Below are 21,566 nucleotides of genomic sequence, written 5' to 3'. Positions count from 1 at the left end.
GGACCATCCACGCAGTCATTGCAAAAATATCCGAAGGTCCTTGCCAGCAATTAGGAAAACGCAACACCCATCGACGCAGCGCAGTCCATCACCACAACGCCAAAAATTGCCATCTACATCTTTGTTTTGACTGCGTGGATGGTCCGCCTTCGCGGACCATGACAAGCTGGATCAGTTTGTGCCTGGCAAAGGCATGTGGCTCACTGTCGTGTACTGTGGGCTAGTGCACCGAATTCAGTCAGAGGATTCACCTGGAACGGTAGTCCGTACACTCGATTTTTTGTTTGTGCCACGACTTGTCCAATCGGACTGGCCCTTGCGGGCCGTAGCATCCGATTGGGTCGATGCGCTAGGAGACCATCACAGGCCGAAATCCTCCCGGAAGCGGTCGATATGGTGCATGCGCTCGTGCAGGAGGGTGACGATACCGACGTCGCCGTCGGCAAGCCAACGCCAGTAGACGAAGTGCCGTTCGTAGCGGAACACGAAGCCGTCCACACCGAACTCGGCCGGGATGGGACGGGAGACGACGCCATGGTTGGCGATCTTGTCAAACGCCTCGAACAGGCCGGTAATGTAGCGCTCGGCCTGCTGGTCCCCCCAGCGATCGCGGGTGTGCCGGTAGATCTCGTCAAGACGAAGGGCTGCCGCCTGCTCGATGCGCACACCGGGCATGGCGGTCACCTCCTGTTACGGGCGATGATGTCGGCAGCGGTGAGCGGTTTGAAGGCGTGATCGGGCGCGGCGAAGGCCTTGGTCAGTTCCGCCTTGAGGCGATCGAAGGACTCGCTTTCGCTGCGCTCCTTGTCGCGGCGGATCAGGTCGCGAATATACTCGCTGACATTCTCATAGGAGCCGCCTTCGCCGACATTGGCGCTGACATGCTCCGCCAGGGCACCGCTGACACGGACGGTCATGGTCGTAGTGTTGGACATGCTGGGTGCCTCCGATGCGACTGTCTTCAATATACTCAATATTGAAGACAGGACAAGGAACGGAACGCGGACGGAAAGCCAATATGGACACATGTATCATGATATGATACATTTCACCAAAAGTGTGTGCAGGACACTGTCTTGACCATTCAATCGTTTCGGGACTCGCGCCTGCCTCACATTCTCGATCGCAGGATTCCGAAGGGTTTTCCTGCGGATCTGGCCTCAGTGACGCGCCGGAAACTGATCATGCTGGAGAGTGCGCGGACACTTGAGGACTTGCGGGCGCCACCGGCAAATCGGCTGGAAGCTCTGCAGGGCGATCGAGCAGGACAGCACTCGATCCGCATTAACGATCAGTTCCGCCTTTGCTTCCGCTGGACCGCGGACGGGCCTGAGGAGGTGGAATGTGTCGACTATCATTGAAGGACAGAGGCCATGAACCAACTGCCCCCGATCCATCCCGGCGAAGTGCTGCGCGAGGAGTTCATGGCGCCGCTCAAGCTGTCCGCCGGAGCCATTGCACGAGCGGTGGGCGTGCCGCGCACCCGCATCGAACGACTGGCCGCCGAGCAGGTGGATCTCAGCGCCGATACAGCCTTGCGCCTGGCGCGCCTGTTCGGCACCAGCGTCGAGTTCTGGATGAGCATCCAGAGCCGCTATGCGATTGAACGCACGTCAGACAGCTTGCGCGATGAATTGAAGCAGATAGAGCCGCTGAAGATGCCGGCTTGAGCGGGCATGGCGCATTGAGTGCTGCGGATAAAATTCGGTTCCCGCGCAAAGGGTGATAGGAAACGCCGGCCTTGCCGGCTCCATCCAGTCACCGGCAGCCGTTGGTGCGGAGCCTATCGTCCCCTACCCCGCGATGGCCAGGCTCTTGAGCTTGCGGTGCAGGGCGGAGCGTTCCATGCCGACGAATTCGGCGGTGCGGGAGATGTTGCCGCCGAAGCGGTTGAGCTGGGCTTTCAGATATTCGCGCTCGAAAATCTCGCGGGCGTCGCGCAGCGGCAGGGCCATGAGGTGTTCGCCGCCGGTGTTGGAGGGCAGCGTCGGCAGCATGGTGCCGATTTCGGCGGGCAGCAGGTCGGCGGTGATCACGGCTTCGGGCTCGCCGCGCGTCAGGATCATCAGGCGTTCGACGTTGTTGCGGAGCTGGCGCAGGTTGCCGGGCCAGTCGTGGCTCTGCAGCACCGCCATGGCGTCCTCGCCGATGCGACGCACCGGCAGGCCGGTGGCGCGCGAGATCTGGTGCATCAGCTGTTCGATGAGGAAGGGAATGTCCTCGCGGCGTTCGGACAGGCCGGGCACGCGCACGGGCACCACGGCGAGGCGATGGAACAGATCCTCGCGGAAGCGGCCCTCGGCGATCTCGCGTTCGAGGTCACGGGCGGTGGAGGAGATGTAGCGGACGTCGACGTGGACCTTCTGGGTGCCACCGACGCGCTCGAAGGCCTGCTCGACCAGCACACGGACGATGCGGTTCTGCGTCTCGCGCGGCATGTCGCCGATCTCGTCGAGATAGAGCGTGCCACCGTGGGCTTCCTCAAGGGCGCCGACCTTGCGCTTGCCGTTCTCGTCGGCCTCGGTGCCGAAGAGCTCGATCTCCATGCGCTCGGGGGTGATCGCCGCCGCATTGAGGGCGACGAAGGGGCCGGAGGCGCGGTTGGAATGCTCGTGAATGGCGCGGGCGACGCTCTCCTTGCCGGAGCCGGAGGGGCCGGAAATCAGGATGCGGCTGTTGGTGGGGGCGATGCGCTCGATGGTGTTGCGCAGCTGGTTGACCACGGAAGAGCCGCCGACGATGCCCTCCTGCCGGTCGGAGCGCAGCTGCAGCTCGCGGATCTCGCGCTTCATCTTGGAGGATTCGAGGGCGCGGTCGGCGATCAGCAGCAGGCGATCGGCCTTGAAGGGCTTCTCGATATAGTCGTAAGCGCCGCGCTTGATGGCGGCGACGGCGGTTTCCACATTGCCGTGGCCGGAGATCATGACGACGGGGACGTCGGGATTGTTGGCCTTGATCTCCTCAAGCAGCTGCAGGCCGTCCATGCGGCTGCCCTGCAGCCAGATGTCGAGGAAAATCAACTGGGGACGACGCTCGGCGATGGCGGCCAGGGCACGATCGCAGTCACCGGCGGTCCGTGTTCCGTGCCCCTCGTCCTCGAGGATGCCGGACACGAGTTCGCGAATATCGGCCTCGTCGTCAACAATCAGAATGTCGGTTGCCATTGTTCCCTGCACTGTTTGTCCGACGCCGAACCAGGAGACTCTTCAGCCTCCGGTTCTTCCCACCCTAGTGCGGCGCCACTGATTTTGAGGATCAAAACAAGTGACGACCCAGCCGCACCAGATATTTGCTGGTGGTCTGCTCATGTCATTTTCAATGACGCAGACCACCTGGCTCGCTTGCCATGGGCAGTAACATAAATGCCACACAATCTGAAGCCCTCGCGAGCCGATTGTCGGAGGTTATGAAACGGCTCATACTTGGTCCGTTCAGTTCGGACTCGTCCGAACCGAACGGGTGCGGCCTGACCGGCCGGCGCTTCTTCGGCGCTTCCGGTTCAGATTGATCTTGCCCGAAAGGTCGAAATCAATCGGAACCAGTATCAGTCGGCGGCCGGCGGTTCGACCGGCAGCGTGGCACGCACCATGGCACCGTGACCGCCGCGTTCCACCTCGGGTGAATCGAGCAGCTCGATACGCCCGCCGTGTTCCTCCACAATCTTCCGGACTATGGCGAGACCAAGGCCGGTGCCCTTCTCACGGGTGGTCATGTAGGGTTCGAGCAGGCGATGACGGTCGACCTTGGGCAGGCCGACGCCGGTATCGATGACTTCGACGACGTTGACGCTGCCCTCGCGGCGGCCATGCACATCGATGCGCGCGCCGGTGCGCTGCTCGGGCTGAAGCCCTTCGATGGCTTCGACGGCGTTCTTGACCAGATTGGCCACCGCCTGGCTGACGAGGCGATGATCGAAGCGGCCGGTGAGCGGTTCGTCGGGCAAGTGCGCCTCGAATGTGATCTCGGGATGACCGACGCCCAGAAGGAAGACGGCTTCCCGCACGCAATCGCCGAGATCGCGCATTTCCATTGTGGGCTTGGGCATGCGCGCGAACTGCGAGAACTCGTCGACCATGCGACCGATGTCGCCGACCTGGCGGACGATGGTGTCGACGCATTGATCGAAGACACGGCGGTCGTCGTCGACCACAAGCTTGCCGAAGCGGCGGCGGATGCGCTCGGCGCTGAGCTGGATCGGGGTGAGCGGGTTCTTGATCTCGTGGGCGATGCGGCGCGCAACGTCGGCCCAAGCGGAGGTGCGCTGGGCGGTGACGAGATCGGTGATGTCGTCGAGCGTCACCACATAGCCGTGCTCGCGGCCTTCCGACTGGTCGGGGGTGACGCGGACGGACATGGTGCGCTCAAGACCGTGGCGGCTGACGATGACCACACCCTGCTGGGCGCGTCCGTCGGCGCTCTTCATGGCGAGCGCCAGCAAATGCCCCAGTTCGGGCACCTCTTCCACCAGCAGGCGGCCGAGAATGCCGAACATCTCGACGTCGAGCAGACTCAGTGCGGAACTGTTGGCAATGGCGATGCGGCCTTCGTTGGTGACGCCGACGACGCCGGCGGAGACTCCTGACAGAACAGCCTCGGTGAAGCGCCGGCGGCGTTCGGTCTCAGCGCCAGTGCTGATCAGCTCGTCGCGCTGGGAACGCAGCTCCACCGTCATCTTGTTGAAGGAGGCGCCGAGGCTCGACAGATCGTCGGCGGTGGGGCCGACGGGGACGGTGGTTTCGAGTTCGCCATGGGCGACGCGGTTGGCAGCGTCGATGAGATGGCGGATCGGCGTCACCAGGCGGTTGGCGAAGGACAGACCGATCCAAATGGCGCCCAGCAGGAAGACGACCGACAGGCCGGCGAAGATCACCGCGTAGCCCATCTGCACGTCGGATCGATTGGCCTCCAGCTCGCGATACTCCATGGCGCTTTCGCGAGCGAGCTTGAGGTTGTTGAGCACCACCGGATCAAGCAGGCGGACCAGATAGAGATAGGTGTTGTCGTAAGCCTTGAGCTTGAGGATGCCGCCAACCTGATTGGTGTCGCCCGGGGCGATGAGGATGGCGCCCTCCTTCTTGGCCTCGGCCATGGTGGCAAGGCTGGGCATCACCGTCTGCACGCTCGGGTCGATGTCGGTGCGCAGGATGATGGTGGCCTTGTCATCGAGCAGGAACACGCTCTGCAGGCCGTGCAGCGAGGCTTGCGCGCGCAAGAGCTGATCGAAACGGGTCGGTTCGTAATCGTAGAGCGGCTTGGCGGCGTCCAACGCCGTGGCGATGCCGATCAGGTCGCCGCGCAGCACGCGGGCATGCTCCTGCATGTAGGCGCTGGCGACGGTGAGGACATTGTCCACCACCTGACGCGTCCGCGTCTCGAACCAGTGATCGAAGCCCTGGTTGAGGGAGACGGTGAAGGCGACAGCGACCAGCACGGCCGGCAGGGCGGCAATGAAGGCGAAGAGCGCCACCACGCGCAAGTGCAGGCGAGCGGCGGCCTTGCCATCGATCCAGGCGCGGGCCAGCCGCCAGACTTCGCGGCCGACCATGATGGCGACCGACAGCAGCAGTCCGGCATCGATGACGAAGGCGCCGCGGATGACGTCGGTCGTCGGCGTGATCGGCAGGAAGTTGGAGATCAGCGCGAAGGTGAGGATGGATGCCAAGGTGGTGGTGGCCACCAAGAGCATGCCCGCGAGCCCGCGTCCCCTGCCCTCCGCCTCGCGCGACATGCCGGATCTTCCCTGTCCCGGCAAAGGGGCATCAACAAGCGCAGTCACCTAACATCTCCGACAAAGACCAAGTGGGCGTGGGTTTAGCACGAAGGAGGCAAGAGAGAGAACCGGTGATCGGGGATCGGCCGAAAAGGTCCTTCGAAAAAGCGGTCGGTCCATCGCCCTGTGCATTCATACTTTCGGCGGGTTTGATGGGCAGCCCTAATTCAGATTTGACTTCGCCGGCCAATCGGCCAACAAAGGCGGCACAGAAGCGGTGGCGGACATCCGGCACCCTCCGGATGTTACCTTGGAAGACGGGACGCCAACCGATGACACAGCCCATCCCCATGATCACCCCCTTCGACACTGCCCTCAATGCGCTGGAAATCACCACCGCCGGCATAAAGGCGCTGCAGACTGAAGTCGCGACGGGGGCCCTGGGCAAGGCGGTGGAAGCGGCTGTGGATATCGTCGCCAACAAGACCGGGCGACTGATCGTGACCGGCATCGGCAAGAGCGGCCATATCGCGCGCAAGCTGGCGGCGACCTTCTCGTCGACCGGTACGGCCGCCTATTACGTGCACCCGACCGAGGCGAGCCATGGCGATCTAGGCATGGTGGATGAGTCCGATGTGATCATGGCCCTGTCCTGGTCTGGCGAGACGGCGGAACTTGCCGCCATTCTCGCCCATGCCACGCGATTTTCGGTGCCGCTGATCGCCATCACCGCGGGTCCCCGGTCGACACTCGCAAACGCGGCCGACATTTCCCTTGTCCTGCCGAAAGTGACGGAAGCCTGCCCGCACAACCTGGCGCCGACCACATCGACCGTGCTGCAGCTTGCCATCGGCGACGCGATCGCCATGGCGGTGATGACCAAGAAAGGCTTCACGCCCAAGGACTTCTATGTGTTCCATCCCGGCGGCAAGCTGGGCTCGCAGCTGCGTCGCGTGTCGGACATCATGCACAAGGACAAGCTGCCGCTGCTGCCGAGCACCGCGGCGATGGCCGACGCCATCCTGGCGATGACCTCGGGCGGCTTCGGCGTGGTCGGCATCGTCGATGACGGCGGGCGACTGGCGGGACTGATCACCGACGGCGACCTGCGCCGCTTCATCAAGACCGACAATGGGCCCCGCTTCGATCCCGACATGCTGGCGACGTCGGTGACGCAGGCGATGACCAAGGCGCCGATCGTGATCGCGCCGCAGGTGTTTGCCGCAGAAGCGCTGGAGACGCTGCAGAATCGCAAGATCTCGGTGCTGTTCGTCGTGGAAGACGGCAAGCCGATCGGCATCCTGCACACGCTGGACCTGCTTCGGATCGGCGTTGCGTGACGGGAGCGTCAAGGCGCTTTTCGCAGGAAGCGGGATGGGCCATAATTGGGCATGTTCAAGCCTCGTCTCGACATCTTGCCAGAAGCCCAACGAATGCTGTGGCCGGAACTTGGCGCAACGCCGCCCGAGTTCACGCTCTATGGCGGGACGGCCATTGCGCTGCGCCTGGGACACAGGTTCTCGGTCGATTTTGACTTCTTTGGCAGCAAGGCCTTTGACCCGGACCGATTGTTGCGAGAGGTGCCCTACCTCAAAGACGCGCGCATCCTTCAGCGCGAGGAAAACACGCTGACCTGCTTGGTCCGCCGAAACGGCTATGTGCAAGTTTCCTTCTTCGGCGTTCCCAAAGTTGGTCGACTGCGGAAGCCTGACGTTGCCGAAGACCCCGGTCTGGCCGTCGCTTCCTTGCTCGATTTGGCAGGCATGAAGGTCACGGTCGTGCAAAAGCGAGCGCAAGCGAAGGACTATCTGGATATCGACGCTCTGATGACGCAAGCCGGTCTCGAACTCCCGACGATGCTGGCGGCCGGAAAGGCACTTTACGGATCGCAGTTTGAGCCGCAGATCACAGTGAAGGCTCTGACTTATTTCGGTGACGGGGACCTCGGAGACTTGCCTGAGGAGCTGAGGCTGCGGCTCAAACGGGCCGCAACCATGGTCGATCTCCTGAGGCTGCCCACACTGCCCCTGCTGGGAGCTGATCGATGAAGGCACTTCCAGAGGATAGCGAACTGCTCGGCGTTGCCGAGAGAACCGTATGGTACAAGATGCCAATCGACGCGGTTCGTGACACGTCGAACTTTGTGGCGCATGTGCTGACTTATGGTACCGCGGAAGATGTCGCGGTGGTGCGCAGGCACCTGACACTCGACGACATACGCGATGCCCTCAGGGAAGCGCCGCCCGGCGTGTTCGACGCTCGGTCCTGGTCCTACTGGAATGCCATGGTGGGGCGGTTTGACACGCCGCCGATGCCGGAACGGAAGCTGCCGGATCTGTGAGTGATCACGGCCGCGACACGATCCAGAGCGCCTCCGACTCGTAGGGGACGCCGGAAAGACAAGACATCACGCCAGCGTCAGAAGCTTGAGCCGCAGCCGATCCTGTTGATTCCACAGGATCGGTGATTGCTTTGACGCCTCGTGCCCGGCCGGCCTCGTCACGCCCGGATCGGTTCGGGGTGGCTGACGATGCGCAGGATTTCGGGGAAGCGGGCGCGGGTTTCGCGTTCGACGGCGTCGGCGCGGCGGTGCACTTCGCGGGCGATGAGTTCGGGGGCGAAGCGGCAGTGGAAGGCGACGAAGAGGCCGGTTTCCAGTTCGCGGACGCGGACATTGTGAATGTCGGTGGCGCCGTGGGTGATGGCCGCATCGTGCAGGGCGGCGACGATGGCCTCGGTGCGACCGTCTTCCAGCGGCTCGCCCGGGATCAGATCCGGGTGCAGCGGTTCGAGGTGGGTCTCGACCTCGACGTCGTCGCCGAGTTCGGAGCGGACGGCATCCTCGAGTATCGACGCGATTTCGTGGGCGTGGCCAAGCGGCATGTCACCGTCAACCTCCAGGTCGAGCGACACCGCCAGACGGTCACCCACGTGCTGGATGGTGACGTGGTGGATCGGCAGGGCGTGGCGTGAGGCGGCCAGGTGGACGCGCTCGCGGACGGTCTCGTCGTCCATGACGACGGGATTGCAGCTGGCGGTGATCTCGGCCCCCTCCAGATCGATCTTGACGGTGTCGTAGATGTGCTGCTTGACCGCCATGATCTGCTCGAAGGCGAAGCTGCGCGGGACGGTGGCGGCCACATCGACGAAGGCCTGATGACCGACGTGGCGCACGCGCAGGTGCAGCACTTCGACGATGCCGGGCAGTTCCTCGACATTGCGCGTGAGGCCGCGGATGAGGCCGGGCGAGACGCGATCGGTCAGCTCGTCGAAGGTGTGGCGGATCATGCGCAGGCCGAGCAGACCGATGAACAAGGCCACGGCAACCGCACTGACCGGGTCGGCCCACTTGAAGCCCATCCAAGTGAAGATCAGGCCGATGATGACGATGATGCCGGAGCCGACGTCGGAGGCGAAATGCATGGCATCGGCGGCGAGCGCGCTGGATCCGGTTTCCACCGCGGTCTTGTTCAGCACCCAGGCGCGCCAGAGGTTGATGAGGATTTCGACGCCCATGACGGTGAAGGGAACGAAGCCAACTTCAGGCGGCGGGGCGCCTTCGCCGAGACGAGTCCAGGCCTCGACGGCGACACCGCCGGCCAGCACCAGCAGCAAGGTCGCCTCGCCCATGGCGGCGACATTCTCGAACTTGCCGTGACCATAGGGGTGATCCTCGTCGGCCGGGCGGTCGGCCATGCGCACGGTGATCAGCGTGATGATGGTGGCGATCGAGTCGGTGCCGCTGTGCAGGGCATCGGTGATCAGGGCCAGTGAGCCGATGAGAAGGCCGACGATCAGCTTGGCGGCGGTGACGCCGACGCTGGCGAGCAGGGAGATGAGCGCGACACGCTCTTTCTTGGTCATGCGGCAGCCCCCAATGAAAGTGGCGCGCACCATACAGCCGAGCTCAAGGGGGCGAAACTAGCGCTAGGGAGTAGTCACCAGTTTTGTGACCGCCCTCATTCCACGAAGACGGTGACGCGGTCGGCGCGGCCTTCGGCATCGACCACCGAGAGCGTGACGAAGCCCTGCCCTTTCGGCAGGAAGGAGAACTGCCGCGACCACGGTTCGCGCGCCACCGGCACGCCGTCGGCGAACCAGGTGAAGGGCGCCTTGCCGTTGCGAAGCTTGAGCTCCAGCGGCTGCGGTGCGCCGGCCTGGAAGCCGAGATCCACATGGGTGCCGGTGGGTGGATAGGCGATGGCGGGGCCGGTGTCGCGATCGACAACGGCCGAGCGGGCTCCGCGCAGGTGCTGGAGCGGCAGCGGCAGCTGGCTGGTGGTGGCCTTGAGCATGCCCGGCGGCGGTGGTGGCAGGCGCGTGGCGCCACCGAGGCGCACGTAAGTGTCGGCGAGGATGGGGACAGCCACGTCGACGCCCATCAGGCCCGGCATGGGGGCGCCATCGGGGCGACCGACCCAGACGCCGACGGCATAGCGGCCGTCGTAGCCCATGGCCCAGGCGTCGCGATAGCCGTAGGAGGTGCCGGTCTTGATGGCAACGCGGGTGTCGCCCTTGGCGGCGCCGAGCTGGCCGGCGAGGATGTCGGTGACATAGCCGACGGCGCGTTCATCCATCAGCGGCTTGGGCGGTTCGGCCGGGCCGATTTCGTCGAGCCGCTCGCGCAGGGCGATGGGCAGGCCACCGCGGGCCATGGCGGTATAGAGCGTGACCAGATCGTGCAGCGTCAGGCCGACGCCGCCAAGGCCGACCGCGAGGCTGGCGGGCGACAGGTCGGGCAGGCGCGCCTCGACGCCGGCGCGGCGGAAGCGGGAGATGAGACGCGCCGGACCGACCAGTTCCAGCACCTGGATGGCGGGGACGTTGAGGCTGTCGGACAGCGCCTGGCGGACAGTGACGGTGCCGCGGAACTGGCGGTCGAAGTTGTTGGGGGTGTAGCCGGCAAATTCGGTGGGCCGGTCCTCGACCAGCGTCTCGGGATGGGCGTAACCGGATTCGAAGGCGAGACCGTAGATGAAGGGCTTCAGCGTCGAGCCGGGCGAGCGGACGGCGCGCGTCATGTCGATGAAGCCCTGGCGCTTCTCGTCGAAAAGGCCGGCGGAGCCGACGGAGGCGACGACGTTGCCCGAGACGGTTTCGGCGACGAGGATGGCGACGGAGATATGCGGGCCAATGGCGCGCGCCCGTTCGGCGGCGAGGCGTTCGAGCGCGCCCTGCATGGTGGCATCGAGGGTGAGGCGGATTTCCGGCTTGTCGGGCTCGATGCGAATGGCGCGATCGGCGGCCTGAGCGGCAAGCAGCGGGAAGTCGAGCCGCTTCTTCGGCAAGGGCTCGGAGATGGCCGTCCGGGCGTCGGCCTCGGAGATGACGCCGAGCGCGGCAGCGCGGCGCAGGATGCGGTCGCGCGCCGCCTTGGCGGCAGCGGGGAAGCGATCGGGCCGGCGGGCTTCCGGCGCCTGCGGCAGGGCGACGAGGAAGGCGGCCTCGGCGGGCGTCAACTGGCCGGGCTCGGTGCCGAACCAGGCCAGCGACGCGGAGCGGACGCCTTCGAGATTGCCGCCGAAGGGAGCAAGGCGCAGATAGGCGGCGAGGATGTCGTCCTTGCTGGCGGCGCGTTCGAGGGCGAGCGCCTTGATGATCTGGCCAAGCTTGCCGGAGGCGTCGCGGGTGTGCAGACGCTCGGCAAGGCGCACCACCTGCATGGTCAGGGTGGAGCCGCCCGAGACGATGTGGCCGCGGGTGCCGAGCTGCCAGGCGGCGCGCAGCAGCGCCTTGGCCGAGACGCCGTGGTGTTCGGCGAAGCTCTGGTCCTCGGTGGCCTTGAGCATGGCGATATAGAGCGGATCCACCTTGGCCGGATCGACCGGCAGGCGCCACAGACCGTCTTCCACCACATAAGGCCGCAGCAGCCGGCCGTTGCGATCGAGCACGACACGCGAGGTGACGGCGGAAATGTCGATCGCGGTCGTTGCCTCGACGGTGAGGCGCAAGGCGATCGGCGCCGCCGTGGCGGTCAGGCCGAAGGTGACGGCAAGCGCAATCAGAAGGGGCGAACGGCGGGGCAAAGGGATTTCCTCAAATCAATCCCAGCCTGCATAGCATTGCGGCGGCAGTTCGGCGAGGTGGCCTCGCATCGGCGTCGTGGCCAGGGACCGGCAGGGCGCGGCGAATGTGCCAGCTGCAAGCCTGTCGCGCGGAAGCTGCCAAACGACAAACATTCCCGCCTAAGCAAAACACCCCATACCACATCAATTATCATTAGATATTTCAAAAATGAAATCAACCTATACAATACTTCTCATTGTAAAAGTCTCCATTTTTATGCTTTTCATCCAAAAAGTAAATCGTTTTATACGCCACTGTTTGTGACTGACAGACGAATATTGCGTCATATTACGTTCATAATTCGTCGCAACTTTTCTTCTTTTACTATGGATTAAGCTGAAAACCCTAACTCGTGTGCAAACCGCATGGGAGTTTCGCATGCTTGGCACGATTCGTCTGAAGACCATCACTGCAAAACTGTCAGCCTCGGCGCTGGCGTTGACACTGCTCGCGGCCTCTGCGGGCATGGCCGGCCTGCTGGGCCTTTATGACGCGGGACGCTCGATCGACGAGCTGTCCAGCGTATCGATCGCAATGGGGCAGATGAACGGTGCAGCGGCCGCGGTCAGGTCGCTCTATGGCACCGGCAACATGGACGACGCCAACCTCGCCCGTACGGCCATCAAGGCCGTGCGGGAGGGCCGCGAGCTGTCGCGTCAGGGCGAGCTAGCCGGCTCGCTCGACGCGATGGAGGCGGCCGTCGGACAACTGACGACCGGCTGGGACGCAATCCGTGCCGAGCGCGAGCGCATCAATGCGGCCTTCTCCGCCCTGCAGACCAGCGCCAACAAGCTCGGGCAGGACAGCCTGGCGGCGATCGACGACATCGACGGCAAGATCGAGACGACCAACGAAGAGATCGACAACAATCGCTTCGTGCTGACCGGGCTGGTCGACACGGAAATCCGCCTGACGAAGGCGAGCGCCTTGCTGGAAGCGCATATGCGCACCGGCGCCGACAAGGACCGGATCGACGGCGGGGCTCTTGCGGATGCGGCGGCCCGCTTTGCCGACGACAATCAGTCGGACAATACGGACGAAAGCATCGCGGGAGCGTTGAAGGCGATTGGCGATGGGGTGGCGGATCTGAGCGCAGGGATCAAGGCGGGTGCGGCCAGCGGCAACCTGCGCGACAGCTGGCCGGCACTCTCCCAAAAGTTCGCGGAAGCGACCCAGTCCATCGACACTCTGGTCAAGAGCGAGCGCGACAAGTCCGACAAGCTCGGCAACCGGCTGGCCGGCCTTGACGTGAAGCGCCAGTCGCTGGTCAGTGACGGCAGCCAGGCGCGCCAGCTGGGGGAACAGACCGACGCCCTGCTGCGCGCAACGCAGCTCTACCGGCTGGAGCCGACCAAGGACAATGAGGCTGCACTCTACGCGTCCATGAAGACCATCGAGGGTTCGCTGTCGGCCTTCCCTGCCGACCTCGGAGCAAACCTTGCCCGCGACTTCAAGAGCTTCGCCAAGGCCGCCGACGGGCTGGTGGCCTCGACCGAGACGCTGCAGGTGGCCCAGGCGGAGGCGCTCAAGCAATCGCAGGCGGCGATGGAGGCGATCCGGCGCAACGCGGATCAGACCGCCGCCACCGCCGGCAAGGCCCGCAACCGCAACATGGGCATCGTGCTGGCGACCGTCTGCAGCCTGCTGGTACTGGCGACGGCGATCATGCTGATGCTGCGCGTGGGCATCGCCCGGCCGATCCAGCGGGTGACCTCGGCCATGCGGCGTCTGGCCGATGGGCATCTGGACGTGGAGCTGCCGCCGGAGCGCAATGACGAGATCGGCGCCATGTTCCGCACGCTCGGCATCTTCCGCCGCAACGCCCGGGAGCGGGAGGACCTGCATGCGCAGGCGGAGGCGGAGCATCGCGAGCGCGACGCACGGGTGCGGCATGTCGCGGGGCTGATCGCCGATTTCGACCGGCAGGTTGGCGAACTGGTCAGCACCGTATCGTCCAACATCCAGCACCTCGGGCGCGGCGTCACCGAGATCAAGACGGTGGCCGAAGCGGCGGCACAGCGGGCCGACAGCGCCACGTCGGCCGGTGCCATCGCCCGGGACAACATCAGTACGGTGGCCGCCTCGAGCCAGGAGCTTGCCGTGTCCGTGCGGGACGCGCGCGAGCAGACCCGCTCCACCTCGGAGTATGCCAGCAAGGGGGCCGGTCGGGCGCACGCCGCCAGCCATGTGGTCAGCGGGCTGTCGGAAGCCACTTCGCGCATCGGTGAGGTGGTCGACATGATCCAGTCGATTGCCAACCAGACCAATCTTCTGGCGCTCAACGCGACTATCGAAGCGGCGCGGGCGGGCGAAGCCGGCAAGGGCTTTGCCGTTGTCGCCGGCGAGGTGAAGAGCCTTGCCGCGCAGACCAAGCAACTCACCGACGACATTCGCAGCCATATCGCCAGCGTGGAAAGCTCGGCCGGTTCGGCGGTGGACCTGATCCGCACCATCGTGGCCTCGACGGACGAGATCGACACGGCGGCGCAGGCGGCTCTGCAATCAGTGACGCGCCAGGGCATGGCCAGCGAAGAGATTTCGCGCAGCGCCGGCGCGGCGATCGACAGTACCGCCGATCTCGCCGGGCAGACCGAAGCGCTGTCGCGCGACGTGGCGCGGACGCAGGGCGTGGCCGAGGGGCTCTATGAGACGACGTCGTCGGTGGCATCGGAGATCCAGCAGCTTCTGGATCTGATCCACAGCTTCACCGAGGCGGTGCGGGCGGCCTGAACGGCATCCGGGACAGACGGAGGGCGGCAGCAGCGGGGCAGTGCCGGCTGCGCCGCTCACCTGTTGCGGGTGGCGGACGGCAACTCGCCGAAGGCAGCGCGATAGGCGCCGGCAAAACGGCCGAGATGCCAGACACCGTGACGGGCGGCCACGTCGCCGATACTGTCGGTGGTGTTCAACAGGTCGCGGCGGATGGCGTTGAGGCGGCACATGGCGATGTAGCGCTGCGGCGACAGGCCGACGGCCGCCTCGAAGGCATATTCGAGCGATCGCCGGCTGACCGCAAGATGGCGCTCGATGCCGGCGACGGTGACGCGATCGAGGTGATCGTGGATATGGGCGCGGGCCTGCAGGAAGAGATTGGGCCGAGACCGCTGGGCAACGGCCTGTTCGGACGCCGAGGGCGGCAACGCGTCGACCAGAAGGTCGGCGAAGGATGCGGTCAATCGCGGGGCGGTATCGCGCAGGATCTGGCCGGTCAGGGCATCGCCGATCAGGCCAGACGCCCGCCGGCGCAAACGCTCCACTGACAGGGGATCGGAGAAGACGGATGCGCGTGCGACGTTGCGCGCCCGTTCGGCAAGCGCCGACTCGATAACCTGAATCGACAGCGCCAGCACGCAGATCGTCGTATCCACGGCATTGCAGAACTCGATCTGCTGGCCCGCAGAGACAAGCGCCGCGGATTGGCGACCGAAGGGGCGCTGGCCAAAGCGGGTGGGCTGCAGTCCGTCGAGCAGAAAGATCAAGGCCACCTGCCCGGCCGGAACTGCGGCGGCCTGCTCGATGACCTGATTGCACCGCTCCACATGCAGGCCCGCGCCGGGGACCTCCAGGGAGGTGAACTGACCGACAAATCGACCGCGGCTGAGTTGGCGATAGGACTGATCATAGCCGCTCAACTGCGCGGACTGCGCGTCGATGTCGTCGAACTCGGCGCTCTGGATGCCAAGGCGCGGGATTGCGTCTTTGTTGGGCATGGTCGTTATTTGCGCCTTTCGGATAACGGCAGCGTCGAGACCAGCGTAGCATCCCTTACGCGATCGCCAAGCCTCTTGAGGCGCCCGATCAGCCAAATGCATGAAAGAGGGAACAGAATGCGCAAACTGCTCGCCATCGCCTATTCGCTGCTGGTGCTTGCCAGCCCGTCAGGCGCCGAAGCCGCCGACCGCTGGACGGAACTGCCGACGCCGCCGGCCATGCCTGAGGCCGTGGAAAGCGGCAAGGCGCCGGTCAACGGCATCGAGATGTATTATGCCGTCTATGGCACGGCCAAGGACACGCCGATCCTGATGATCCACGGCGGGCTCGGCTATGCCGACATCTGGGCCAATCAGGTGGCGGATCTGGCCAAGGACCACCGGGTGATCGTTGCCGACAGCCGCGGCCATGGCCGGTCGACCCGCACGGACGCGCCCTATGGTTACGACCTGATGGCCTCGGACTATCTGGCCCTGCTCGACTATCTCAAGGTGGACAAGGTGGCGCTGGTGGGCTGGAGCGACGGCGGCATCATCGGGCTCGACATCGCCATGAAGCATCCGGAGCGCCTGACCAGGCTGTTCGCGCAGGCGGCCAATACCAAGACTTCCGGCGTGAAGGCCGACGTGCTGGAGAACAAGACCTTCCTCGCCTATATCGACCGCTGCGGCGAGGTCTACAAGAAGATCTCGCCGACGCCGGACCAGTATGACGCCTTCGTCAACCAGATCGGCCAGATGTGGGCCTCGGAACCCAACTGGACCGACGATCAGCTGAAGACCATCAAGACGCCGACGGCCATCGTGCTCGGCGACCATGACGAAGCGGTCGATCGGGGGCATACCGAGTATATCGCCAAGACGGTGCCGGGCGCCGAACTGGTGATCCTGAAGGACGTCAGCCACTTCGCCATGCTGCAGGATCCCGCCGGCTACACGGCGGCGGTGCGCGCCTTCCTCGACAAGCCGTGACGGCTGCCCGCTGCCCCACAAACAAAACCGCCGCGCGGGTTCCCCCACGCGGCGGCGATATCGTCAGGTGATTCCGGCGATCAGTTGTAGATCGGGAAGCGGTCGGTCAGGGCGCGGACCTTGGCCTTGACGCCGGCTTCGACGGCATCGTTGCCCTCTTCGCCGTTGACCTTGAGGCCATCGAGCACGGCGAGGATCAGGGCGGCCACTTCCTTGAACTCGGCGACGCCGAAGCCGCGCGAGGTGGCGGCCGGGGTGCCGAGACGGATGCCGGAGGTGATGGTGGGCTTCTCCGGATCGAAGGGCACGCCATTCTTGTTGCAGGTGATGTCGGCGCGGCCGAGGGCGGCCTCGACCACCTTGCCGGTGAGGCCCTTCGGGCGCAGGTCGACCAGCATCAGGTGGTTGTCGGTGCCGCCGGAGACGATGTCGACGCCGCCGCGCTTGAGCTCATCGGCCAGCACGCGGGCGTTTTCGACAACCTGTTTGATATAGGCCTTGTAGGGAGCCTGCAGCGCCTCACCGAAGGCCACCGCCTTGCCGGCGATGACATGCATGAGCGGGCCGCCCTGCAGGCCGGGGAAGACGGCCGAGTTGATCTTCTTGGCGATCGCCTCGTCGTTGGTGAGCACGAGGCCGCCGCGCGGACCGCGAAGGGTCTTGTGCGTCGTCGAGGTGACCACATGGGCATGCGGGAACGGCGAAGGATGCTCACCGGCGGCGACGAGGCCGGCGAAATGGGCCATGTCGACCATCAGATAGGCGCCGACCTCATCGGCAATGGCGCGGAAGCCAGCGAAATCCCAGACGCGGGAATAGGCCGAGCCGCCGGCGATGATGATCTTGGGCTTGTGCTCGCGGGCGAGCGCGGCCAGCTGGTCCATGTCGATGCGCTGATCCTGGGCGCGCACGCCATAGGTGATGGCGTTGAACCACTTGCCCGACAGGTTCGGCTTGGCGCCGTGGGTCAGGTGACCGCCCGAGGCGAGGTCAAGGCCGAGGATGGTGTCGCCCGGCTGGGCGAGCGCGAGGAAGACGGCCTGGTTGGCCTGGCTGCCCGAGTTGGGCTGCACGTTGGCGAACTGGCAGCCGAACAGCTTGGTGACGCGCTCGATGGCGAGGTTTTCGGCGATGTCGACGAACTGGCAACCGCCGTAATAGCGCTTGCCGGGATAACCCTCGGCATATTTGTTGGTGAGCACCGACCCCTGCGCTTCCAGAACGGCCTTCGAGACGATGTTCTCGGAGGCGATCAGTTCGATTTCATGCTGCTGGCGACCGAGCTCCTTGGCCACCGACGCGGCGATCTCGGGATCAGCTTCGGCGAGGGAGCGGTTGAAGAAGTTGGCAAGGTCTGCGGCGGTCATGCTGGATTCCATTCCGTCAGGGGACGATGGGACGGTGCGCTCCGATTGAAGAAATTTATGGAGCTGCTTCCGAAGTGCTGCCGATAGCATGGCAAGGCCGCCGCTTCAACCGCGCGTTCGGACGCAGAAGCCGGTGGCGCACGACAGATTTCCTGAAGGAAAGCGCTAGTTTTAGCGAAGGGGGGCGGTATTGGTGTCCCCGCTCACACATAGCCCTCGCCGCCCCGGCCGGGCAAAGGCGCGGGCTTTTCGGCGACGAGGCGTTGTTCGAGTTTGCGGAGCGCGAGGCGCTGGAGGTCGTGGCGGGGTGTGGTGGCGGGGCCGAGGATGACGGCTTCGAGGCCGGTGACCGAGCAGACGGCAGCGACGCGGACCTGGCGGCCGATGACCGTGAACTCGAAATAGATCTCGCGCCCAGCGCCCTGTCCACTCATGCCATCCGCCGTCAGCACCGTCAGCCGGACCAGCCCGGCCCGATCACTCTAGCATGATTTGTCCGTGGCGGTTCAGGGCATCGGTGCGCCCTGCCCGCATCCCCGGCGGCGACGCCAAGAAAAATCCCGCCCGGCGGGGCCGAGCGGGATGTCATATGGAACAGTGCTGCGACCGGCCGCCGGGGCGCTCAGAGCGCCTGGGCGGTCTGCGGCACGCCGAGGCCGTCGCGCTGGTAGATGTCGTCGCGGAACTGGACGCCGTTGTCGGGCGTCGCCCAGGCGGTGATGTACTGGAAGAACAGCGGCACGGGATCGGCAACGGGGGCGTCGATGCGCTCGCCGGAGGTCAGCGCCTCGGTGATGCGATCCTTCGGCCAGTCGGGCGTGTTCTCGAGGATCCAGTAGACATATTCGCGGACGTTCTGGACGCGCACGCAGCCCGAGGAATGGAAGCGATCATTGCCACCGAACAGGCCCTTGGCGGGCGTGTCGTGCATGTAGACGCCTTCGGGAGAGGGGAACTCGATCTTGACAGTGCCCATGGAGTTGAGATCGCCCGGGTCCTGACGGAAGGTGTAGTTCACCGCGTCGGAGGAGTTCCAGTTGATCTGCTGCCAGCCGATCTCTGCCTTGGCGCGCTCGTCGTAGATGTGGATCTTCTGGCGATCGAGATAGCCGGGATCCTTCTGCATCTTGGGGATCAGATCCTTGAGGATGATGCTCTTGGGCACCGTCCAGTAGGGATTGAACTTGATCAGGACGATCTTGGAGTTGAGCAGCGGGGTTTGGCGGTCGATCTTGCCGACGATGCCGCGATGGCGCGAATGAACGGTGTCGCCCTCGACGGTCTCGATCTCGGCGCCGGGCACGTTGACCATCACGTGACGGTCACCCATGGGGTTCGGCAGCGCGTTGAGGCGGACCAGATTGAGCTGAAGCTGCTGGATGCGCATGTCCACGGGCACGTTCATCTGACGCAGCGTATCGCCGCCGGCAACGCCGTCGGGAATGATGCCGTGGCGGGCCTGGAAGCGGCGGACAGCGGCGTCGACGAAGCTGTCGAAAGCGGTCGCGTCACCGGCGGTCTGCGCGAGGTCGCCGGTGATCATCAGGCGCTGGCGCAGCGTCGAGACGGAGGCACCTTCGGAGCCGACCTTCAGGGTCTGGTCGGTCGGAACGGTCGGCCAACCGCCCTGCGAGGCGATCTGGGTGTAGTTGGCGATCGCCTGCTCGGTGAAGAAGGGCGACTGATTGGACAGCGACGGACGCGAGGACTGGGCGGCCTGCTCCGTCGGGGCGGAGGCATCGAAGCCTTCGGTCCATTCCACCTGCGCCAGCATCTCCTGAGCGCGGGCCGGGAAGGCAGCCAGGGACAAGGCCCCGGCGGCACCGGCCTTCAGCAAGCTGCGACGACTGGATTTCATGGAAAAAAGCGATCCGTTCACGTACCCACTCCGAAATGCTGGCTGCCGCATGCCGTGATCCGGAGGCGGACCCTTGCGGCGGAAACTTCGATGACGGTTGCTTCGGCCAAGAAGCTCGGTCAACGACTACCGGGAAAAGCCACCACGATCACGTCCAGCCGATGAACCCGACTGGATGACATGCCACATCAGTGGAAACGATCTTGGCTAATATAGTGTTACCCAGGACCGCGATGCAGCATGAAACCGAGACCGAAGGCGCCGGTTATGCTTTACGGGACGCCTTAAGGGACATTCGTGGCAAAATCTAGGAGTCGTCGGCCGCATTTCCGCCAGTTGCCGCAATTGCCGAGGGGGTGTGGCACATGGGTGTCAATTGATGCGCCGCAAAAACAAATCTGCGTGAAGCGGGACGAAAATTGCGGGGGCTGAAAGAAAAAGACCTCGAGCCTTGGGAGGATGCTCGAGGTCAGTGTCGCGTCTCGGGAGGAGCTGAGACGAAGCGATGCGAAAGGCCCAGACGGACGGGGAGGAGAACGATCCGTGTGTGGCTGATCACGTATGTAAAGATCTCGCATAAACGTTAAAATATAGTTAACATCGGAATATAACAACGAATTCACTGCTTTAACTTAGCGACTTAATTCTGATCAACGCTGGCGAAAAGGTCATTTTCATCCGTATATTTTTCATGATGTATCTCTTTTTCGAAATATCTCGCAACTTCAACACCACCCTTGCGCGGCACTTCGCAACAAAAGCAGCGAGACTCTGGGTTGGCTACGACTGGTTGAATATTCGTAAGCACATCTCGTTATGGCACTTTCAGATCAACTTTCACTTGCGTAACTATACTGGCGCAGCGCCCTTCAATCGAGCGCCCTTGCTGGAGAAGCGCCGGAGATCCGTACAATCTTTGACGGCTCCAACGGGGTCCAAGCCGTTGACGTTTCACTGACTTGCAGGTGTATCTCATCAAGAACATCCAGCAGTCGAACATTCAAAGTCTCAGGCTCGTCTTGCTGGCCTTTGCGATTGGAGCCACACAATGAATTTGCGGCGATTGGCCCGGAGCCTTGCGCTCTCCACCCTTGTCGCCGGCGCCCTGCCAGGCGGCACAGCGCTGGCCGCTGTCACCATCACGAATGCGACGATCACCGGCGGCGCGCTGGTGGTTGAGGGCACGAGCACCACGGGTTCGAGTGCCAGCCTGGACGGCAAGTTCACGGCTCCGATCGCCAGCAGCAGCCGCAAGTTCAAGTTCTCGCAGGTGTATTTCCCGCAGACCTGCATCGTGACCGTGACGGTGGGCACGAGCTCGGACGACGCCGTGGTGGCCAACTGCGGTCCGCAGGGACTGGTAGCCCGGGGAACATGGTCGGCGAGCAAGAGCTACGGCGTGGACGACGTCGTGGTCTACAACGGTTCGGCCTGGCGTGCGATTGCCGCGAGCGGCGCCAACAAGAACAAGATCCCCTCCTCCAACCCCACTTTCTGGGAGCTCCTGGTTTCCAAGGGCGACACCGGCCCCAAGGGCTCGACCGGCCTTCAGGGGCCGAAGGGCGAAACCGGTCCCAAGGGCGACACGGGTGCGGCGGGGCCGAAGGGCGAAGCGGGGACGGCGGGGCCGAAAGGCGACACGGGGGCTGCGGGGCCGAAGGGCGATACCGGCGCCGCCGGACCGCAGGGCCTCAAGGGTGACACCGGCGCGGCCGGACCGCAGGGTCTCAAGGGTGACACCGGCGCGACCGGGCCGCAGGGTCTCAAGGGCGATACCGGCGCGGCTGGACCGCAGGGCCTCAAGGGCGACACCGGCGCGACCGGGCCGCAGGGCCTCAAGGGCGACACCGGCGCGACCGGACCGCGGAGACCGGGAGAGCAGG

The 21,566-nt window shown here is 64.5% G+C and carries 18 protein-coding genes; 8 read left to right on the top strand and 10 right to left on the bottom strand.

Features of this window, described 5'->3' with window-relative positions:
• Positions 1-360: 360 nt before the first annotated feature.
• Both L2I41_RS20970 and L2I41_RS20965 read right to left on the bottom strand, forming a co-directional pair.
• A complete protein-coding gene (locus tag L2I41_RS20970) occupies positions 361-675 on the bottom strand; it encodes a type II toxin-antitoxin system RelE/ParE family toxin (RefSeq protein WP_237155579.1) in 315 nt (104 codons plus the stop codon).
• Positions 676-680: 5 nt separating this feature from the next.
• The gene (locus tag L2I41_RS20965; RefSeq protein ID WP_237155578.1) at positions 681-935 is read right to left on the bottom strand and encodes a ribbon-helix-helix domain-containing protein; all 255 of its coding nucleotides are present in this window, start codon (positions 933-935) and stop codon (positions 681-683) included.
• A gap of 141 nt (positions 936-1,076) precedes the next feature.
• On the opposite strand from L2I41_RS20965, the gene L2I41_RS20960 reads away from it, so the two are divergent.
• Together L2I41_RS20960 and L2I41_RS20955 are read left to right on the top strand one after the other, a co-directional pair.
• A complete protein-coding gene (locus tag L2I41_RS20960) occupies positions 1,077-1,361 on the top strand; it encodes a type II toxin-antitoxin system RelE/ParE family toxin (RefSeq protein ID WP_237155577.1) in 285 nt (94 codons plus the stop codon).
• Between the two features lie 12 nt (positions 1,362-1,373).
• Positions 1,374-1,670, top strand: coding sequence for a HigA family addiction module antitoxin (locus L2I41_RS20955; protein WP_237155576.1), 297 nt, complete (start codon positions 1,374-1,376; stop codon positions 1,668-1,670).
• A 123-nt stretch (positions 1,671-1,793) separates the two neighbouring features.
• Here L2I41_RS20955 and ntrX read toward each other — a convergent pair whose 3' ends face one another.
• Both ntrX and L2I41_RS20945 read right to left on the bottom strand, forming a co-directional pair.
• The gene (gene ntrX, locus L2I41_RS20950) at positions 1,794-3,164 is read right to left on the bottom strand and encodes a nitrogen assimilation response regulator NtrX (RefSeq protein ID WP_237155575.1); all 1,371 of its coding nucleotides are present in this window, start codon (positions 3,162-3,164) and stop codon (positions 1,794-1,796) included.
• Between the two features lie 380 nt (positions 3,165-3,544).
• On the bottom strand, positions 3,545-5,728 hold the full coding sequence (locus tag L2I41_RS20945) for a sensor histidine kinase NtrY-like (protein ID WP_237155574.1): 2,184 nt from the start codon (positions 5,726-5,728) through the stop codon (positions 3,545-3,547).
• Positions 5,729-6,042: 314 nt separating this feature from the next.
• On the opposite strand from L2I41_RS20945, the gene L2I41_RS20940 reads away from it, so the two are divergent.
• From L2I41_RS20940 to L2I41_RS20930, 3 genes are read left to right on the top strand one after another with little or no spacing between them, the layout of a single operon-like run.
• Entirely contained in the window at positions 6,043-7,050 is a 1,008-nt protein-coding gene (locus L2I41_RS20940) for a KpsF/GutQ family sugar-phosphate isomerase (protein ID WP_237155573.1), read from the top strand.
• Positions 7,051-7,101: 51 nt separating this feature from the next.
• A complete protein-coding gene (locus tag L2I41_RS20935; protein WP_237155580.1) occupies positions 7,102-7,758 on the top strand; it encodes a nucleotidyl transferase AbiEii/AbiGii toxin family protein in 657 nt (218 codons plus the stop codon).
• Complete coding sequence (locus tag L2I41_RS20930; protein WP_237155572.1) at positions 7,755-8,051, top strand: hypothetical protein; 297 nt, start codon at positions 7,755-7,757, stop codon at positions 8,049-8,051. The genes L2I41_RS20935 and L2I41_RS20930 overlap by 4 nt, the downstream gene beginning before the upstream one ends.
• 158 nt (positions 8,052-8,209) lie before the next feature.
• Here the strand turns inward: L2I41_RS20930 and L2I41_RS20925 are convergent, their stop codons facing one another.
• Both L2I41_RS20925 and pbpC read right to left on the bottom strand, forming a co-directional pair.
• Entirely contained in the window at positions 8,210-9,574 is a 1,365-nt protein-coding gene (locus L2I41_RS20925) for a cation diffusion facilitator family transporter (RefSeq protein ID WP_237155571.1), read from the bottom strand.
• A gap of 95 nt (positions 9,575-9,669) precedes the next feature.
• A complete protein-coding gene (pbpC, locus tag L2I41_RS20920) occupies positions 9,670-11,736 on the bottom strand; it encodes a penicillin-binding protein 1C (RefSeq protein ID WP_237155570.1) in 2,067 nt (688 codons plus the stop codon).
• A gap of 418 nt (positions 11,737-12,154) precedes the next feature.
• Here pbpC and L2I41_RS20915 point away from each other — a divergent pair, with 418 nt between their 5' ends.
• The gene (locus L2I41_RS20915) at positions 12,155-14,506 is read left to right on the top strand and encodes a methyl-accepting chemotaxis protein (protein ID WP_237155569.1); all 2,352 of its coding nucleotides are present in this window, start codon (positions 12,155-12,157) and stop codon (positions 14,504-14,506) included.
• Positions 14,507-14,562: 56 nt separating this feature from the next.
• Here L2I41_RS20915 and L2I41_RS20910 read toward each other — a convergent pair whose 3' ends face one another.
• On the bottom strand, positions 14,563-15,486 hold the full coding sequence (locus tag L2I41_RS20910) for a helix-turn-helix domain-containing protein (protein WP_237155568.1): 924 nt from the start codon (positions 15,484-15,486) through the stop codon (positions 14,563-14,565).
• Between the two features lie 117 nt (positions 15,487-15,603).
• Here L2I41_RS20910 and L2I41_RS20905 point away from each other — a divergent pair, with 117 nt between their 5' ends.
• Positions 15,604-16,458, top strand: coding sequence for an alpha/beta fold hydrolase (locus L2I41_RS20905; protein WP_237155567.1), 855 nt, complete (start codon positions 15,604-15,606; stop codon positions 16,456-16,458).
• Between the two features lie 80 nt (positions 16,459-16,538).
• On the opposite strand, the gene glyA is transcribed toward L2I41_RS20905, so the two are convergent.
• The 3 genes from glyA to L2I41_RS20890 all read right to left on the bottom strand — a co-directional run bounded on the left by glyA (position 16,539) and on the right by L2I41_RS20890 (position 19,683).
• The gene (glyA, locus tag L2I41_RS20900) at positions 16,539-17,837 is read right to left on the bottom strand and encodes a serine hydroxymethyltransferase (protein ID WP_304610573.1); all 1,299 of its coding nucleotides are present in this window, start codon (positions 17,835-17,837) and stop codon (positions 16,539-16,541) included.
• 191 nt (positions 17,838-18,028) lie between these two features.
• A complete protein-coding gene (locus tag L2I41_RS20895) occupies positions 18,029-18,259 on the bottom strand; it encodes a DUF6898 family protein (RefSeq protein WP_237155565.1) in 231 nt (76 codons plus the stop codon).
• Between the two features lie 188 nt (positions 18,260-18,447).
• A complete protein-coding gene (locus L2I41_RS20890; RefSeq protein ID WP_237155564.1) occupies positions 18,448-19,683 on the bottom strand; it encodes a L,D-transpeptidase family protein in 1,236 nt (411 codons plus the stop codon).
• 1,048 nt (positions 19,684-20,731) lie between these two features.
• Between L2I41_RS20890 and L2I41_RS20885 the strand changes: the two genes are divergently transcribed.
• Positions 20,732-21,566: carbohydrate-binding protein (locus L2I41_RS20885; RefSeq protein ID WP_237155563.1), on the top strand; the 835-nt coding region annotated here is incomplete at its 3' end.

The sequence above is a fragment of the Oryzibacter oryziterrae genome (genome assembly GCF_021864535.1).
In the GTDB taxonomy this organism is placed as follows: domain Bacteria; phylum Pseudomonadota; class Alphaproteobacteria; order Rhizobiales; family Pleomorphomonadaceae; genus Pleomorphomonas; species Pleomorphomonas oryziterrae.
This window is presented reverse-complemented; position numbering and strand designations above follow the sequence as displayed.